This window comes from Planctomicrobium stercoris (assembly GCF_051465655.1).
Taxonomy (GTDB): Bacteria; Planctomycetota; Planctomycetia; order Planctomycetales; family Planctomycetaceae; genus Planctomicrobium.
Window position 1 is genome coordinate 5,005,267 of the sequence record NZ_CP195791.1, and the last position, 17,234, is coordinate 5,022,500.

The 17,234-nt window shown below is 56.7% G+C and carries 20 protein-coding genes (1 of these 20 running past the window's edge); 15 read left to right on the forward strand and 5 right to left on the reverse strand.

Annotation, left to right across the window (positions count from 1 at the left end):
• The first annotated feature begins 159 nt into the window (after nucleotides 1-159).
• Nucleotides 160-1,116: a DMT family transporter gene (locus tag SH661x_RS20175; RefSeq protein WP_437225369.1), complete on the forward strand. Its 957-nt coding sequence runs from the start codon at nucleotides 160-162 to the stop codon at nucleotides 1,114-1,116.
• A gap of 228 nt (nucleotides 1,117-1,344) precedes the next feature.
• Entirely contained in the window at nucleotides 1,345-1,782 is a 438-nt protein-coding gene (locus tag SH661x_RS20180) for an STAS domain-containing protein (protein ID WP_437225371.1), read from the forward strand.
• A gap of 16 nt (nucleotides 1,783-1,798) precedes the next feature.
• On the opposite strand, the gene SH661x_RS20185 is transcribed toward SH661x_RS20180, so the two are convergent.
• The 3 genes from SH661x_RS20185 to SH661x_RS20195 form a co-directional block, all read right to left on the reverse strand.
• Nucleotides 1,799-2,137, reverse strand: coding sequence for a translation initiation factor (locus SH661x_RS20185; RefSeq protein ID WP_437225373.1), 339 nt, complete (start codon nucleotides 2,135-2,137; stop codon nucleotides 1,799-1,801).
• An 85-nt stretch (nucleotides 2,138-2,222) separates the two neighbouring features.
• Nucleotides 2,223-3,356 carry a M20 family metallopeptidase gene (locus SH661x_RS20190; protein ID WP_437225376.1) on the reverse strand — a complete coding sequence of 378 codons (1,134 nt, stop codon included), beginning with the start codon at nucleotides 3,354-3,356 and terminating at the stop codon, nucleotides 2,223-2,225.
• Between the two features lie 139 nt (nucleotides 3,357-3,495).
• On the reverse strand, nucleotides 3,496-4,332 hold the full coding sequence (locus SH661x_RS20195) for a DUF4912 domain-containing protein (protein ID WP_437225378.1): 837 nt from the start codon (nucleotides 4,330-4,332) through the stop codon (nucleotides 3,496-3,498).
• A gap of 411 nt (nucleotides 4,333-4,743) precedes the next feature.
• Between SH661x_RS20195 and SH661x_RS20200 the strand changes: the two genes are divergently transcribed.
• From SH661x_RS20200 to SH661x_RS20260, 13 genes are all read left to right on the forward strand, one after another.
• Nucleotides 4,744-4,989, forward strand: a complete 246-nt coding sequence (locus SH661x_RS20200; RefSeq protein ID WP_437225380.1) for an AtpZ/AtpI family protein — start codon at nucleotides 4,744-4,746, stop codon at nucleotides 4,987-4,989.
• A gap of 10 nt (nucleotides 4,990-4,999) precedes the next feature.
• Nucleotides 5,000-5,389 carry a hypothetical protein gene (locus tag SH661x_RS20205; RefSeq protein WP_437225382.1) on the forward strand — a complete coding sequence of 130 codons (390 nt, stop codon included), beginning with the start codon at nucleotides 5,000-5,002 and terminating at the stop codon, nucleotides 5,387-5,389.
• Between the two features lie 106 nt (nucleotides 5,390-5,495).
• Nucleotides 5,496-6,401, forward strand: coding sequence for a F0F1 ATP synthase subunit A (gene atpB / locus SH661x_RS20210; RefSeq protein WP_437225384.1), 906 nt, complete (start codon nucleotides 5,496-5,498; stop codon nucleotides 6,399-6,401).
• An 85-nt stretch (nucleotides 6,402-6,486) separates the two neighbouring features.
• A complete protein-coding gene (locus SH661x_RS20215) occupies nucleotides 6,487-6,795 on the forward strand; it encodes an ATP synthase F0 subunit C (RefSeq protein WP_437225386.1) in 309 nt (102 codons plus the stop codon).
• Nucleotides 6,796-6,869: 74 nt separating this feature from the next.
• Nucleotides 6,870-7,496, forward strand: coding sequence for an ATP synthase F0 subunit B (locus SH661x_RS20220; protein ID WP_437225388.1), 627 nt, complete (start codon nucleotides 6,870-6,872; stop codon nucleotides 7,494-7,496).
• Entirely contained in the window at nucleotides 7,493-8,218 is a 726-nt protein-coding gene (locus tag SH661x_RS20225; protein WP_437225390.1) for a F0F1 ATP synthase subunit B family protein, read from the forward strand. The genes SH661x_RS20220 and SH661x_RS20225 overlap by 4 nt, the downstream gene beginning before the upstream one ends.
• Before the next feature lie 162 nt (nucleotides 8,219-8,380).
• Nucleotides 8,381-9,019, forward strand: coding sequence for an ATP synthase F1 subunit delta (gene atpH / locus SH661x_RS20230; protein ID WP_437225393.1), 639 nt, complete (start codon nucleotides 8,381-8,383; stop codon nucleotides 9,017-9,019).
• Nucleotides 8,970-10,505 (forward strand): F0F1 ATP synthase subunit alpha, encoded by a 1,536-nt coding sequence (gene atpA / locus SH661x_RS20235; RefSeq protein WP_437225395.1) that lies wholly within the window; start codon nucleotides 8,970-8,972, stop codon nucleotides 10,503-10,505. The genes atpH and atpA overlap by 50 nt, the downstream gene beginning before the upstream one ends.
• A gap of 91 nt (nucleotides 10,506-10,596) precedes the next feature.
• Nucleotides 10,597-11,475, forward strand: coding sequence for an ATP synthase F1 subunit gamma (gene atpG / locus SH661x_RS20240; protein ID WP_437225398.1), 879 nt, complete (start codon nucleotides 10,597-10,599; stop codon nucleotides 11,473-11,475).
• Between the two features lie 27 nt (nucleotides 11,476-11,502).
• Entirely contained in the window at nucleotides 11,503-11,868 is a 366-nt protein-coding gene (locus SH661x_RS20245; protein WP_437225400.1) for a four helix bundle protein, read from the forward strand.
• A gap of 51 nt (nucleotides 11,869-11,919) precedes the next feature.
• Nucleotides 11,920-13,365 (forward strand): F0F1 ATP synthase subunit beta, encoded by a 1,446-nt coding sequence (gene atpD / locus SH661x_RS20250; protein WP_437225402.1) that lies wholly within the window; start codon nucleotides 11,920-11,922, stop codon nucleotides 13,363-13,365.
• Nucleotides 13,366-13,806: 441 nt separating this feature from the next.
• On the forward strand, nucleotides 13,807-14,211 hold the full coding sequence (locus SH661x_RS20255) for a F0F1 ATP synthase subunit epsilon (protein WP_437225404.1): 405 nt from the start codon (nucleotides 13,807-13,809) through the stop codon (nucleotides 14,209-14,211).
• Nucleotides 14,212-14,555: 344 nt separating this feature from the next.
• Complete coding sequence (locus SH661x_RS20260; RefSeq protein ID WP_437225407.1) at nucleotides 14,556-14,816, forward strand: BON domain-containing protein; 261 nt, start codon at nucleotides 14,556-14,558, stop codon at nucleotides 14,814-14,816.
• A gap of 15 nt (nucleotides 14,817-14,831) precedes the next feature.
• Here SH661x_RS20260 and ispH read toward each other — a convergent pair whose 3' ends face one another.
• Both ispH and SH661x_RS20270 read right to left on the reverse strand, forming a co-directional pair.
• Nucleotides 14,832-15,770, reverse strand: coding sequence for a 4-hydroxy-3-methylbut-2-enyl diphosphate reductase (ispH, locus tag SH661x_RS20265; protein WP_437225410.1), 939 nt, complete (start codon nucleotides 15,768-15,770; stop codon nucleotides 14,832-14,834).
• 407 nt (nucleotides 15,771-16,177) lie between these two features.
• On the reverse strand, nucleotides 16,178-17,234 hold the 3' portion of the coding sequence (locus SH661x_RS20270) for an LptF/LptG family permease (protein ID WP_437225412.1). Its footprint extends 77 nt past the window's final position; only the last 1,057 of its 1,134 coding nucleotides appear in the window; its start codon lies beyond the right edge, outside the window; its stop codon occupies nucleotides 16,178-16,180.

Consider the following 17,234-nt stretch of genomic DNA (forward strand, 5'->3'; position numbering starts at 1 on the left):
GCTGAGATGTTCACAGAGGTGTATCGGAATCACATTTGAACTCCACTTGCTCAGCCATTTCCCTGGCCTGCCAATTCGCAAACCGCTCTTCATCTTCCGTGAATTCCGTGCCTTCCGTGGTTCAAATCTTTTCACTCCCAACAAACCAGACACACCGCGATGCCTGACGACGAGCCTGAGTTTCGCCCGGTTGCTGAAACTCGTTCGGTCCCCGAACCGATGGGGCCGATGTCGGTCTTCGTCGCGATTCTCACAACGGTGTTCTGGGGCGGCACAGCGGTTTCCAATCAGTTTGCCATGGACGTCATTCCGCCCATCCTGCTGGGGGGAATCCGCTTCGTCCTCGCAGCGGTGTTCATGTATGTCTGGTGCATGCTGAACGGTTCGCCCCTGTTGCTAAAAAAAGGGCAGTGGGGAATGGGCTGGATTCTGGGCCTGCTCCTGTTTCTCCAGATCGGAACATTCAACATTGGTTCCCGCTGGTCCACCACTTCGCACGCATCTGTTCTGGTGAACTCATACATTTTCTGGGTCGCCGGATTCGAGTTCCTGTTCTTCAAAACAATGATGCTCAACAGGGTCCAGTGGACCGGTCTGATACTCGCAGGGATTGGTTGTGGATGGGTCTTTCTCAATACCGGAACCGCGTCGAAAGGGGCTTATGATGAGCCGACGATTCAGGGAGACCTTGTGCTGGCAGTCAGTGGCTTCCTGCTCGCGGTGAAAACGCTTTACACCAAGCACACGGTCCGGCACGTCTCTCCCGGAACAATCATCCTCTGGCACGACATTCTTGGGGCGCTGATGTTCTTCGTCTGCAGCGTACTTCTGGGCGAAAAAGTCGAAGCCACCATGACCATGACGACCTGGATTGCAACTCTCTATGCCGGACTGATCGTTTCCGGATACTGCTTCGGAGCCAATGCCGCGCTCCTGAGACGGCACGGTGCCTCCCAGGTCTCGGTCTTCAGCTTCCTGACTCCAATCATCGGCGTGGTGCTCGGGGTGGCACTCCGGGGAGATACCCTCTCGTTAGGGCTCCTGATCGGAGGGATTCTCGTCACCATCGGGATCTATCTGGTCAACCGCGTTCCTGCAGATGAGCCCTCCGCGTAGCGTGCTGTTTTTGCAACACCCAGAGACACACCCGTTGAGAACCGACAACACTTCACGCTCAAGGAAACGCACCCCAAATTTTATTGAATCTCCATATCTCGAATACCGACAGTCCCTTGCGATCGGCAGCAGGTGGTGCATTTCGGAATCGCCTTGACAACGGTCTGTGGCTTGCAAAGTCAGTCCTGCACACTGAAACCACCACAGCAGACCTGCAGGGCACCTCTCATGGCCGACCGCAAATACACTCATGGCCTCGCAATTTCCACGACTCCAATCGGCGTCGTACTCGACATCGGCGACATGGAAATCTGGGACGGCGCAGACCTGTCATTGATTCGCGATACCCTCTTCCGACTCGTGCTGCAGGAGGGGGTGGACTCAATCGCGATCGACATGCACGCGGTGCAGTATGTCCCCAGCGGATTCTTCGGAATGCTCTTCGACTGGCTGGAGCGGGGAGTGGAAGTTCGTCTGGTGAACCCGCGTGAGCGAGTCCGCCAGATGCTCTGGTTCCGCAAGTTCTTCGTTCAGGAAACCACATCGTCCTTCCGGCTTCACAGTGGAAACCGGATCGATGAACACCACTCCGAAAATCTCTGGGACACCAGATCCGAGCAGCATGTGCCCAGCTCAAAACCAGCAGTCTTGAGCGTCGTCAGCTAAGACGTTCTCAAGTCCGCTACTTCACTCGATAACCGAGCTTCGACAGCGCTGTCGAAGCTCGTTCTTTTTGATCTCCCTGCAGCTCGAGCACTCCCTCTTGAATGGAACCACCTGCACCACAGGTGGACTTGAGCTGCTTGAGTAACTCAGGCAGGTGAGATCCCTCATCCACCAATCCGCGAATTGCCGTGATGAGCTTGTTTCCCTTCCGCTTCTCGACCACGAGTCGGGCAATCTGTTTACTCGGTGGGGTGCGAACTTCCGCAGGCGGCGGGCATCGGCACTCGGATTCCAGTTCCTCACAGCGCTCGCAGCGAGGCGGCCGATCGAATTGAGTCCCTTCAAAGAGTCGCATAAAACTGAAAGTCCAAAGTTGTTTCGAAATCGACCGGTCCCAGCCACCTGTTATCAGCTGGCAGCCGCTCCTGTCCCCTGCCAACTCACAACAAACACCAGCGTTCCAGCATCCTGCCGTAAGTTGTTGTTCCCAGATCGAGGTCTGCAAGCTGAACCCATTCGTCGTGGGTATGCGCCTGTGCGATGTCCCCAGGTCCCATCACGATGCAATTCTGCAGCTCGTGGAAGTGTGCCGCGTCGGTTCCGTAGGCGACCGTCCGTGGCTCATTCCGCTGGGAAAACTCCAGACATTCCTGCACGAACGGGGAATCGGGATGGCGATAGAACGGCCTGGCGCGGAACTTCAGTTCGAACTCCAGCCCCAGGCTCTTTGCGGTCGTTTCAATGCGTCGCAGGATGGGATCGGTGTCCATCTTCGGCATCGCACGGTAGTAGATCGTGCAGACGCTGCGGGCAGCGGTGATGTTCATGGCTGCATTGTGATCGCTGATCCCCAGATTCATGGTCATTGTGGGGGGATCAAAATCGTTGTTCCGCCAGCGGGGATCGGTCTCCAGCTCTTCGTAGAGCTTCTGCATTTCGACGAGAAACGGGATCATCTTCCAGTTCGCGTTGATTCCGTTTCGAGTACTGGAATGAGCGGCGATCCCCTTTGATGTGATTCGGACTCCGCAGCCCCCTTTATGGCCGTGGACGACCTCCAGACGAGTCGGCTCTCCGACGATCGACTTCGACTGGCCTGCGACGATTTCCCGGAACAGTTGCGACCGGGTCTGGACATGAAGAGCCCCCGCCATTCCCACTTCTTCATCTGCCGTGCAGCAGAGATAAATCGGAGCCCTGAGTTTCCGGGATCGGACCTGTGAGACCGCCGCCAGCATACAGGCGATCGGACCTTTCATGTCGGTACTGCCGCGGCCGTACAGCCGGCTCTCTTTCAACGTGGGAGTGAAAGGGCCATGTTCGGTAAATTTCCAATTCGTCGCCGGGACAACATCCGTATGACCGAAAAAGGCCATTCCCCCGGTCCCGGAGCCGAGCTTTCCGATGACATTGGCCTTGGGGATTCCCTCAGGATCGACGTAGTCAACACGCTCGACTTCGAAGCCCAGCTGCTTCAACCAGCCCTGAACGCACTCGGTCACCGGCACATTGGACTTCGAACTGACGGAGTCAAACTCAATAAGTTCACCGGCATATTCGAGTACAGTGGACATTTCAATTCTTCAGGTACGGGCGAAAACAGAGATGCTGATGCGAGGAGGCAGGCACGGTCGCACAATTTCCAATCCAGAGGAAGATCGAATTGGAGATTTGGACGCTCGTCGAGATGCGAGGAACTGCCTGACGGGAATCTCAGTCATCGCCTCCCGGCTCCGGTTCCAGCAGATGAAAATTCAGGTCGATGGCCAGCAGTGCCCGCTGAATCCGGCCGGACTCAATGACGTTCATGGGGACCACGACCCGGCCGTTGGACAAGGGGAGCTTCCATTCGAACGCTCCGGTGCGTGGGTCGACCGGGACAGACTGGTCGTCAACGCTCACTCGGGCGCCCGGTTGGGTGGCCCCCTGCATTAAGAAGGTCCCCTGAACCGCCAGCGGCGGGGGATCTCCACCTTCCAGAGAATCGAGAAAGCGTTCACTTCCCAGATAACGCTGTGCGCCCTGAACCGACGCCCGCGAGCCGTTCAGCGCGACCGGAACCGAGTGGAGCATGGAAAAGAACCGCCCCTTCGAGAAGGTCACTCCCACTTCCACAACCCAGGCATGTTCGACCGTTGGAACCCTCAAAAACCATTCTTCCGCGCTGAGCGGAACTTCGATTTCCTGAATCAGGGCTTTGCTGCGAGGGCCGGAATCATCCTGTTCCACCCGCAACAGACGGAGCACCCGAACGGCGCGGTGCCCTTCCCGCCCCATCGCGGAGGTCGCCCGTTCCAGCGTTTTCTGGCTGATCGTCCAGCGGGCACGCAGCCAGCAATCTCCAACTTCCTCGACAATCAAAGCATCCTGCCGGTTCTGGTCCATAAAAAACCCTGAGGTATATGGTGATGCCAACGTGGGAGTCCGCTGCGTCGAATCCATTCTGCTTTCTGAACTGGCATGATTTCTCCCGCGATCACCCGCGATATCTGGCGGGGAAGTCGAGACACGCGGATAGGACCGCTGGGTGCGGGGGAGATCTTTCGCCATGCTGTGCTCCTGCGATTGTTGCGGCGCTACGGGAAAGTCAAGCTGCCTCTCTGAAGACCTCTTTGAAGTGAGGACGGGAATACACCGATGATAGGGATCATAAATTCCCATCATCAGGAATTCTCTTTCCAAAGTGAAGCGTAGGGGAAATTTCAGTGGGTCCGAGCTTTCGAATTTCTGACCTCCACGCCCATGATTCTCAGGCAAATCTTAACGAAACCTGAATTTCATCGCACTTGAGGGAAAATCCTTTTTGATTGTGGAAAGGGACAGCGAATCTCCGGTCCAGTCACCAATTTTGGGGAATCCCCGGACGTGGGAATGCTGTGCTTTGACTTCAGTTTTCACCGGAATTAGACTCCCGACGACAGGGGAAACCGGCCGAATTGCTAGAGCGATAGGTCTGCACAATTGAGGGGGTCTAAGTCATCACTTCCGAGAGGGGCCACGTTCTGGGCCACTCAGCTCACAAGCGTTGCATTTGAAGTTGCGTTTTTTGTGATGTTGGGGTTCTGGGGAGATCAAAGGTGGGGGACCACTCCCTGGCTACTTCTGGGGGGAAGTCTTTTTGGCCTGATGGTCTCCAGCTGGCATCTCTGGCAGATGGTGCAGTCTCTGAATCGTGCAGATCGAGATTCTAAGAAGTTGGCCCGGTGAGGGGATCACGTTGAAGTCTCTGAAGGCTCAGTTGGGGGTCATGCTGCTGGCGGTTGTCGTCGCTGCGGCAATCTCTGGTCTGGCGGCTTCACTCTTGATCGGAGTTTCGGGTTTGTGGCTGGCTTTAGCGGCCGCTGCAGCCTCGATTCCGGCCGGTGTAGCGGTTGTGATGTACATCCACCGTCAGGGAATCACCCCTCAATCCATTGTCGTGGCCACCTTGATGCGGATGTTTTTGACGGCGGTTGTCGCAGGTGCGGCGGCGCTGGCGTTTGAGGAATTAAGAGTTCCAGGATTTTTCCTGATTCTCGGTGTGATATATCTGGCAAACCTGGCTGTGGAGACCTGGTTTGCTCTGCGAGCGATTTCATCGTCCCGCAAAATTGGGACACCTTCCTGATATTGAGCAGTGGGCTCGACAGGCGGGTTGCCGATGAAGACTCCTTCACTTGTTCAGCTGGCTCACCGGGTGAGCCGGCTTACAGGCCGAACTGAATTGTGTTTCTATGTTGGCTGAACACGGCACATTTCATCACGTTTACGACTTCCTGGAGTTTGAGCTTCCGTTCAATACGAAGCTCATGCTTCCGAAGATCGCCGGCTTCAATATCACCAAGTTCATGGTGCTGCAGCTGGTGGCAGCGCTCCTGGCGTTTCTGATTTTTCGCGGCCTGGTCCAGCGTGTCCAGGGGGGAAAAGTCGTCAACGGCTGGTTCTGGAACTTCTGGGAAATGCTGGCGGTCTACGTTCGCGACCAGATTGTCCGTCCGGTCATCGGCGATCCGCATGAAGATCACGGTGAACACGCCTTCGAAGACATCAAAGTCGGCCACGACCATGGCCACGCTGGTTCTCATACCCCACTCGCAGAAACTCACGGCGGCCATCCTGCGGACAAATACGCTCCGTTCGTCTGGTCCTGCTTCTTCTACATTCTGTTCTGCAACCTGCTGGGGGCTCTCCCCTGGCTGGGATCTGCAACCGGCAGCATCAGCGTGACGCTGGCACTGGCACTGGTGGCGTTTGTGGCAACGTTCTTTTACGGAGCCCAGCAGCATGGACCGATCGGTTTCTGGACACACATGGTTCCGGCAGTTGATGCTCCGGGGCCCATCAAGATTCTGCTGGTCCCGATGATTTTCGTGATCGAAGCAGTCGGATTGTTCATCAAGCACGGCGTGCTGGCGATTCGACTTTTCGCGAACATCATGGGGGGGCACACGGTGCTGGGAGTGATCCTGGCATTCATCGCCTCGACATCCACCCATTTTATCTGGGGGGTTGTTGCTCCCGCGAGTATTCTCGGCCAGATCGGTGTGGGATTGCTGGAGTTGCTGGTCGCCTTCATTCAGGCGTACGTGTTTGCGTTCCTGTCAACGATTTTCATCGCGATGTCGCTGCACGAGCACTAAGAGATTTGCGGTTTGTGACCGCAGGCAGATGAGTTCAGAGTGGGTTTTTCGATTTCAGAACAAGTAACCAAGTGAGGAGATTTGCGTGTCTCGAGCCTTTCAAGTTTGCTGGACCATGGCTGTCGCACTGTTCGTCCTGGCGACCCCAGCCTTTGCACAGGACACTGTTCCCAACGTCCTGATTAACCTGTCCCCGTCCTTCGGTGCTGGTCTGATCATCCTGGGTGCTGGTCTGGGCATTGCCAAGATCGGTGCTGCTGCTGTCGAGAGCATGGCTCGCCAGCCGGAAGCATCCAAAGACATCAGCGGCGGCATGCTGCTGGCTGCAGCTCTGATCGAAGGGGCAACCTTCTTCGCTCTGATCGTCTGCATCATCGCCATCGTGGTGAAGTAGTATTTCGCGTCGATGAGACTTCAGCAGCTTCTGCGTGACGGTTGACTATGCGTACCTGGCAAACGTATTTCCGAATGACAGTTCTGATTCCGGTGTGTGCCCTGTGGGCACTGCTGGGAGTGGATGTGTCTGCTGCATTGGCATTCGAAACTTCAGCTCATACAACCGCTGAGGAATTGAAGGAAGAGGTTGTCAGGGTTGCCGAGGAAGTGGTCGGTGCGATCGACAACAAGGGACACTCGGTGGAGGAGGCCATTGACTATCAAAGGCCCCCTCTCAAAATCGAGCTCCCGCTCCTGATCTTCTCCTTGGTCCTGTTTTCGACATTCGTGCTGGTCATGCGTCCGGTGGTCTGGAATCCGCTGATTGCCGGCTTAAACGCCCGTGAAGAACGGGTCGTCAAAGCCGAAGCGGAAGCCCGGGCTGCACGGATTCAGGTTCAGGAACTGACCGCACAGGCCGAAAAACGTCTGGCAGAGGTCTACAGCGAAGTTAAATCGATCGTGGCTCAGGCTCGTGCCGATGCTGAAGCCAGAAAACTCGAGATCGTGACTCAGGCAGAAGCCGATGCCCAGCGAATCAAGCAGGAAGCCATTTCTGCCATCGCCCGTGCCCGAGCCTCTGCACTTGCCGAACTCGAGCAGACTGTCGAACAGCAGGTGGCACTGGCTACGGAACACGTCGCGGGGCGACGGCTATGATTGATCGATTCGTTCAACTTCGGAGTGGCTTTGTGGCTCACAGCTGCTGGAAATTTGTCTCCACGGCACTGCTGGTCTGTCTGTTCGGACTGTTTTCAAACAGTCTGATTCAGGCCGATGATCATGCAGCCGATCACGGGAAGGAAACTGCCCACGCCGGCCATGCCGACGCCTCACATGAAACAAATCATGATGAGTCTCACGGTGTGGCACATGGACACGGCCATCACGGTCCGTACACCATCTGGGCCGACCTCCCCTTCTGGTCGCTGATCGCCTTCATCGGATTCGTGATTGCGATCAAAGTCCTGGGACTGTGGGACCTGCTCTTGAACAATATGTCCGACCGGGAAAAAGCCGAATCCGACGCCATTGTTCAAGCAGAAGCCGACCTGACCGAAGCTCGAAACGCATTGCGAAGCTCCAAAGGCCGCATTGAAGCCCTGGACGAGCAGATTCGCGAAACGATGGCGGAAGCGGGCCGCGACGCACAGTCGACCAAGGATGACATCCTGGCTGTGGCAGAGCGGGAAGCGAAAGCCTCCGTGGAGCGAGCCCGTCACGAAATCGATCGAGTTCAGGATCAGTCACTGAACGAGATTTTTGAATCGATGGCAACGAAAGTTGCCGACGTCACCGAAAGCCGGCTCCGGACTGGTCTGGGAGCAGGGGACCACGACCGCCTGATCGGGAGTACTCTCGAAGAACTGGCGATCCGGTAAAAGGCAGTTCTCGTATGGCACGGCTGGAATGCGTGCCTTCATGAGACAACAGAGTCAGATGAAAAGGTTGGAGAGGAAATGGCAGAGGGTTGTTCAGTTCAACCTTCAACCAGAGTCCTTCCACCCATCGAGGCGATCCCTCACTAATCGAGAGAGTTCAGCATGGCAGATGCATCTACATCACGACCCTCCCACGTTCTGGAAGATCCCAGCGCGCAGGCAGTGGCACGTGTGTACGCACTCGCCTATCTGGATGCCGCTCTCGCAGCAGGTGAAGCTAATCCGCTGGAAGAATTGACGTCGTTCCAGGACGACGTCCTGAATCGCAATCCGGAGTTCGCCGGATTGCTGACTTCAGAACTGGCCAACACAGAAGAGAAGCTCGGCCTAATCGAACGGACCATCCAGCCTGTGGCCAGTCCGTTCTTCACGAACTTCCTGAAAGTTCTGGCACAGCATGGACGGTTAAACCTGTTCCCTCTGGTTCTCAGCCTGGCCTGGCAGGAACAGGAACGACGGAACGGGCAGCAGCGGGTGACGGTCAAGAGTGCCGTTCCCCTCAGCGAACAGCAACTAAGCAGTATTAAGAATCGACTTCAATCCGCCCTGAACAGCGAACCCATCCTCATTCCCAGCGTGGATGAGAACCTCATTGGGGGGCTGGTGATTCAGGTCGGTGACACCGTGTATGACGGATCGCTGAAATCGCGGCTTGGCAGCCTGCGTGAGCGACTCCGCAAAGGGTACCTCCATGAAATTCAAAGCGGACGAGATCGCTTCAGTTATCCAGAAGGAAATTGAAGGCTTCCAGGGGCAGATTCAGACTGCGGAAGTCGGTCGTGTCATCGAGGTGGGGGACGGAATCGCCCGCGCCGTCGGACTGTCATCAGCCATGGCTGGTGAAATGGTCGAGTTCGCCAACGGCACCCGCGGTCTGTGCTTCAACCTTGAAGAAACCTCCGTCGGGATCATCATCCTGGGTGACTATCTGGGCATCCAGGAAGGGGACGAAGTCAAGACCACCGGAGCACTGCTCTCCATTCCCGTGGGGCAGTCGCTGATCGGTCGCGTCGTCGATCCGCTCGGAAACCCGCTCGACGGCAAAGGTCCCGTCGTCACCAGCGAAACCCGCCCGGTGGAATATCCGGCTCCCGGCGTCGCCCAGCGTCAGCCGGTGAAGCAGCCGCTGCAGACCGGAGTCAAGGCCATCGACTCCATGACCCCTGTCGGTCGCGGTCAGCGCGAGTTGATCATTGGTGACCGCAAGACCGGGAAGACCGCGATTGCTGTCGATACCATCCTGAACCAGAAGGGCGGCGACGTGATCTGCGTCTACGTCGCTTGTGGACAGCGTGCAGCCAACGTCGCGTCGGTGGTGGAAGCTCTCACCGAGCACGGAGCCATGGACTACACAGTCGTCGTCTCCGCATCGGCCGCAGATCCCGCTCCCATGCAGTACATCGCTCCCTATGCCGGAGCAGCCATTGCCGAACACTTCATGTATCAGGGCAAGCACACGCTGGTCGTCTACGATGACTTGACGAAGCAGGCCCAGGCCTATCGTCAGCTGTCGTTGCTCATGCGACGTCCGCCCGGCCGCGAAGCGTACCCCGGGGACGTGTTCTACTGCCACAGCCGCCTGCTGGAGCGAGCCGCTAAGCTGAGCGATGAACTGGGCGGCGGATCGATGACCGCACTGCCGATCATTGAAACGCTCGAAGGGGAAGTGTCCGCGTACATTCCGACCAACGTGATTTCGATCACCGACGGTCAGATCTACCTCGAGCCGGACCTGTTCTTCGCAGGGGTTCGTCCCGCTATTAACGTGGGGATCTCGGTCTCCCGCGTGGGTGGTAACGCACAGACCAAGGCCATGAAGAAGATCGCCGGTTCCCTGCGACTGGACTTGGCAGCCTTCCGCGAACTGGAAGCGTTCGCTCAGCTCGGAACCGAACTGGACGCTGCCACTCAGCGACAGCTCGACCGCGGATACCGCATGGTGGAACTGCTCAAGCAGCCGCAGTACGAACCTCTCGACGTGGCGGAACAGGTGATTTCGATTTACGCCGGAACCAAAGGGTACTTCGACAAAGTGCCTCGCGATCAGGTGGCTCGTGCCGAGAAAGAACTGCTGCAGTTCATTCGCGACGAGAAGAGCGAAGTCCGCAAGACCCTGCTGGACACCAAGACCCTCTCGGACGAACTCGAAGAGCAGCTCAAGGCAGCCCTTTCGGAATTCGTCCAGCGGTTCCAGTCGGCAGGACAGCCGCAGCTGACCACTGCCTGAGGATGACAAGAACGACGTGTTGAGCTGCACGCTTTCGCGTGTGCAGCTCAACGGGAACTGATCACTGATCATTGAAGACTGACAACTTGTCATGGCCAAAGCCCGCGCATTAGTCAAACGTCGCAAGGCGGTTCGAAACATTCGCAAGATCACGCGCACGATGGAACTCATCGCGACCGCACGGTTCAAGAAGGCGATGGATCGGGCAACCGAGGCAGCGGCGTATACGCGGAAGATCAACGAGATTGTCGCCGACCTGGCACAGTCGGACCTCGACTTCGATCATCCGCTCCTGAAGCAGCCGGAGAAGACGGAAAACGTCACCCTCCTCGTTCTCACTTCCAATCGCGGCCTGTGCGGCGGATACAACGGTGGGGTGCTTCGACAGGCTGTGGCCCGGATCCGCGAAGTTCAGGCTCAGGGTCAGAACCTCAAAGTCGAGGTCTCCGGCAAGCGAGGTCTGGCCTTCATGAAGTTCGAGAAGCGACCTGTCGAGAACAGCTATACGCAGTTCGAAGACAAACCCGGCTTCGAAGAGATCAACCAGATTGCCGATCGTTTTGTCGCGGAATTCATTGCCGGCAGACTCCATCGCCTGGACATCGTCTACCAGAAGTTCCTGAGTTCGGCCCGGCAGGTTCCCGTCGTGGAGACACTGCTGCCGTTCGGAGACCTGGCCACCGATACCGGTGTCAAACGGGATGCTGCTCCTGTCGATTACGAGTTTCTCCCCAGCTCCAGCGAGATCCTCGAAGAGATCGTCCCGGCAGCCTTCAAGGCCCGGTTCTTCAAGTGTTTCCTGGACGCGGCTGTGGGTGAGCAGATCGCCCGCATGGTCGCGATGAAGTCCGCAACCGAAAATGCGGATGAGATGATCCGGGACATTTCGATGGAATACAACCGGGCCCGTCAGACACAGATCACCTCAGAACTGGCAGAAATCATCGGAGGAGCCGCAGCGTTGGAGTAGCAGGAATTAGCCGATAGTGGGTAGTAGATGGCAGGTAGCATCCGGAGTCATCGCGATCTGGTCGCTTGGCAGAAGGCAATTGTCCTTGTGACTTCGGCTTACAGAATCAGCCAGGAATTTCCCGCTTCGGAACAGTTTGGCCTGACGCAGCAATTAAGACGAGCAGCAGTTTCCGTAGCTGCGAATGTTGCAGAAGGTAAAGGTCGTGGCACGAAGAATGAGTTTGTCCGCTTTTTAAATATCGCGAATGGCTCATTGACGGAATTGGATACACATTTTGTTATTGCCCACGAGCTGGGCTACATCAGCAAGGCAACCCTAGAGGAAGCGGTGAATGGAGTTGGAGAAGTAGGCAGGATTATCACAGGTCTTCGCAAGTCTCTCGAAGCCTAGTCGTCAAAGCCCCTGCCCACTACCCACTAACCACTCTCCACTTTGACCATTATGAGCACAGCCACAGCAACCAACATCGGCCACGTTACTCAGATCATCGGGTCCACGTTTGACGTGGAGTTTCCGAAGGACGGCCTGCCGGCAATTTACAACGCCGTCCAGGTGGACGCCGAGATCAAGGGTGTTCGCATCAAGGTGACCGGCGAAGTCCAGCAGCACCTGGGAAGCGGACGCGTTCGCTGCGTCGCTCTCTCCACCACCGACGGAATGGTCCGTGGGATGGATGTGGTCGACACGGGCGGACCGCTGTCGGTTCCGGTTGGAAAAGAGACCCTCTCCCGCGTGTTCAACGTGCTGGGCGAGCCGATTGACGGTCGGGGACCGGTCGTCACCGAAGAAAAATGGCCGATTCACCGTGCCGCTCCCAAGCTGCAGGATCTTTCTTCGAAGACGGAAGTTTTCGAAACAGGGATCAAAGTGGTGGACCTGCTGACCCCCTTCGTCCGCGGAGGAAAAGCAGGACTGTTCGGGGGAGCCGGTCTAGGCAAGACCGTGATTCTCACCGAGTTGATCGCCCGTATCGCACGTGAGCACGGCGGTTACTCGGTGTTCGCAGGGGTGGGTGAGCGAACCCGTGAAGGAAACGACCTCATCCTGGAAATGGGTGAGACCAAGATCGGTAACACCGGACGTTCCGTGATCGAACAGACCTGCATGGTGTTCGGTCAGATGAACGAGCCGCCCGGCGCCCGTCTCCGCGTGGCCCTCACCGGTCTGACCATGGCTGAATGGTTCCGTGATACCACCGGTGCCGACACGCTGCTGTTCGTGGATAACATCTTCCGTTTCTCTCAGGCCGGTTCTGAAGTGTCCGCGTTGCTGGGACGTATGCCCAGTGCAGTGGGTTACCAGCCGACTCTGGGAACCGAACTTGGACAGTTGCAGGAACGTATTACCTCCACCAAGAAGGGTGCTATCACATCCGTGCAGGCTGTGTACGTCCCCGCTGACGACCCGACCGACCCGGCACCAGCGACGGCGTTCAGCCATCTGGATGCGTTCATTTACCTCGAGCGTAAGATCTCTGAAAAGGGGATTTACCCCGCGATCGACCCGCTGGCATCGTCGTCTCGAATTCTCGACCCCAATGTGGTCGGAGAGCGTCACTACGCCGTCGCCCGCCGCGTGCAGAAGATTCTGCAGCGATACCGCGAACTCCAGGACATCATCGCGATTCTGGGTGTGGAAGAACTGGCGGAAGAAGACAAACTGGTCGTGTTGCGAGCCCGCCGAATCGAGCGGTTCCTCTCGCAGCCGTTCTTCGTGGCTGAAGTGTTCACCGGCAAGTCCGGAAAGTTCACGAAGCTCGAAGACACCATCACTTCGTTCGAAGAGCTGTGCGACGGCAAGTGGGACCACCTGCCCGAAGCAGCATTCATGTATGTCGGAGGCATCCAGGAAGCCGCAGAACAGGCTGAGCGGATGGCCAAAGAGTAGTCTGTCTGCTGAACACAATTCTTGTGTTCAGCTGGCAGCCACGGCGGTATGATGAATCTAGACCAGTTTGGTCTATCATGTGCAGGCGATTCAGGATTTTCACCGCATGAAAGTCCATATTATCGCCTGCGGAACGTAATAGATTATTTACAAAACCGCTCTAGCGTTGAATCATCACTCGTCGGGATGAAGGTCATGTCGGAGTGACCGATGCAAATCGGCAATCTGTTCAGCTGCGGGAATTCCGACGTACTGGACTGTGAATCACAGCAGGTTGAGGTTGATACGCAGCCTGAACCTGCTGCGAACACCTGCGGATAGCAGACAAACTATGGTTTGGGATCGAGTGTCCCGCTTGTCCTTTGCGACAAACAATCGCAGGTCAATGTGGGTGATGTCTTTCCCGCAGTTTGAACTTACCGTCATTAAGAATCGTTACTCATGATCGCCGCAACCGAACTCCGACTCGTCCTGGTGACTCCAGAAAAAACGCTGCTGGACCAGCCTGTTCGTGCGTTGCGATTTCCCCTGTTTGACGGCCAGATCGGGGTGCTTCCCGGACGTGCTCCACTTGTCGGGCGGCTGGGGATCGGTGAACTGAAGTTCGACACAGCGTCCGGATCCGAGCACTACTTTATCGACGGCGGTTTCGCTCAGATCAAAGGCTCGATCGTGACGTTGCTGACGAACCGGGCCATTCCAGCAGCTGCGATCGACGTCCAGAAGGCACGTCAGGACCTGGAAACTGCCTTGGCCAGCCAGCCTCACGACGATGCCGGCTTTGCCCAGAAGGCGCAGGCCATCGAACGTGCCAAGAAGATGCTCGGCATGCGGGACCAGCACTGATCCGACTCCATCCGCAAGGATGTCCGCAGTTCGATCATGCTGTGCGTTCTGTAACCACCTTCTGCTCAGTCAGTTGGCAGCGAATTGGGTCCCTAGTTCTCCACCGAGAAATTTTCGAAGGCGCGCTGCCGGGCGTCAGGGCTCTGCCATCCTGAAAATCCGCCGCTTATTCTGCGGAAAAGCCGTAGCCATGCAGGTTGATTTGCTGTTTGATCAAGGCTGGTCGCTGCGAGTGCTTTGAAACGAGAGCAATCAGGCGACCTCTTCGGCATTCGAATTGCTTGACGGTCACCAAGTCCCACTGTCTCGATTGCGCCCCGATTCGCCCCCCTCAGGAATCTTCAATGCTGATGACACCGCTCCGCACGGATAAACAGAGCGAATCTGCTGAAACTCTGGCATCCCGTGTTCAGGAAACGCTTCGTCGATCGCATGTCGCTTTTCGCAAACTGCAGGTCGCAAAAGAGGGTGACACACTGATCCTGCGAGGACGGCTGCCTTCGTTCTACCTGAAGCAGACAGTTCAGACGATCGCTGCTGAAATCCACGGAGTTGAGCAGCTGAGTAATCGCATCGAAGTCGTGCGGACGGAACTCAGCTGTTGACACACAGCGGTTCGATCAGCGTTGGGCCTGCATATTCCGCAGCTCTTTCGGAAGCGGGAACGTGACATGCTCGGTCCGCGTCGTCACCTCTTCTATGACAGCCCCAAACCGGCTTTCCAGATAGTTCAGACACTCCTGGACAACCACTTCCGGAGCGCTCGCCCCAGCCGTGACCAGGACCGTCGACACGTCTTCGAACCATTCGTCGCGGAGTTCTTCACGGCCATCGATCAGGTAAGCAGGTCGATTCTCCGAAAGGCCGATTTCCATCAGACGGCGGCTGTTGGAACTGTTCTGACTCCCCAGCACCAGTAGCAGATCCGCGTTGCCGATCAGTTCCCGGACAGCATGCTGCCGATTCGTCGTCGCGTAGCAGATATCTTCTTTGGCAGGGGCTTCGCTGTGCGGGTAGCGTTCCAGCAGACGCTTGATGACCAGTCCCGCTTCTTCGACACTCAAGGTCGTCTGGGTCAGATACGCAATCTTGTCATCTGCCGTGAAGGGGAGGGCATCAACCTCATCGGCGGTTTCCACGAGAGTGATACTCTCGGGAGCTTCGCCCATCGTTCCAATCACTTCATCGTGCCCCTCGTGGCCGATCAGAACGATGTTGTAGCCTGCTTTTGCAAACTTGATTGCTTCGATATGAACTTTGGTGACCAGCGGGCAAGTCGCGTCGATGGCTCGCAAGTCCCGTGCGCGGGCCTGGGCCCGGATCGCTGGCGAGACGCCATGCGCGCTGTACAGCAGAATCGATCCGCAGGGAACCTCGTCGATGCTGTCGACGAACTTCACCCCTTCACGTGAAAATCGATCCACCACGTACCGGTTGTGGACGATCTCGTGATAGACGTAAATCTCAGGCCCGAAGGTGCGGATGCACTCTTCCAGGCAATCAATGGCCATGTTGACGCCGGCACAAAAGCCACGCGGGTTGGCCAGTAACACTTTCATGGAATCCTCGGATCGACTGGGTCCAGGTCTCGTTCGCAGCTGAGACGCCGCTGCCGAATGAACGCCTGATAACCCAAACTCTGACCGAAGTGTAGAGGTTGACTTCACTGAAATTCCAGTTCGAAAGAGTCAAAGAGGTGCCCAGGCCAAACTTTGCGGATCGAATACCAGAACTCTCTTTGGGCTGATCGGTCGAATCCCGTGAGCCGGGACACCGGAGATTCTCGATTTTGCTCAGTCCAGAATACGCTTCGCGGCAGGCAAAAACATCCAGCCCAATTCCGCACGAACTCAACGGATTGGAATTTTCTGAAGAATTGACGGCGAATTTTGTGCAGACACCGCCGCTTAACAATTTTGGCTTAAGAAGTCAGCAGATTTCGTAATGAAAACTACGTGTCCCGGCGTCAGGTCCGAACAACTCCGCTCAGCCAGCCGGCGATCCCTCCAGCTGCCACCAATGGCCCCCAGACTGCCTGTTCCGGTCGCAACAGACCCGACTCCCCGAGCATCTGGAGTCCCAGGACTGCTCCAAAAACGACTCCCAGAACTGCCATGCAGGTGGCAATGTTCGTCACCTGCTGCATCACACTCATCTTTTCCTTTCGCACAATCAGAGGAATCACCAGATACAGACCAATCAATGTCAGGATTGGACGCGTCAACCGTTCATGAAGTTTGACCAGCAGACGACGGCGACTCACCATCGTTCCAGATGGCTGCTGCAGCCGCTGAATCAAGCTGGAAGTCGCCACCAGACTGGGATTGGAAGCCTGCCGATTCAACTGGTCGAAGGAGAGACCTGCGAGCACGAACACGTTGTTGCTGTCAGGTTGTGGAATCACGATTCTCCGACCCGCCTCGGTCAGCGGCAACTCGTCAAATCGCGGAGTGACATTCTCCAGAAGCCAGCCTGCTGGACCTTCGGCATTGGCCGGCAGGTACCGTCCTACATCAGCCCTCAGCGAGACGTACGTCGACACCAGCAAGGGATGTGGCAACAGAAATTCCGGCTTCGTCATCTCGCGATTCGCCGGAATCAGTCCCGAACCGCTGATAAAGATCTTCGTGATGAAGTCGTGCTGCGGCTCGACCTTCAGAGAGTCATCAGCAAGGTCCCCTCGCCGCCCCTGCAGGTGGGGTGCAATTTTCGGGAGAATGATTTCCTGATTGAAAATCAACAGCCCGTTGATGAAGAGCAGGCCGAGAACCAGGGAAAGAGTGGCTCGGTAAGTCGGAACTCCGGCTGCCAGCACAGGATGAACTTCCCCGGACTTCAGCATCAGTGCCAAGGTCGACATCGCTGCGATAACAAGAATCGTCGGGCCAGCGGTGTTCACAATCCCCGCAGACTGAAACAGATAGTACTGGCCGATTCGCAGGAACAGGGCCAGCGTCCCATCTTCGCTTCCCGCCTTGTGTTGGAACTCGTCCAGATTGGTAAAGCCGTCAACGATCGCAAAC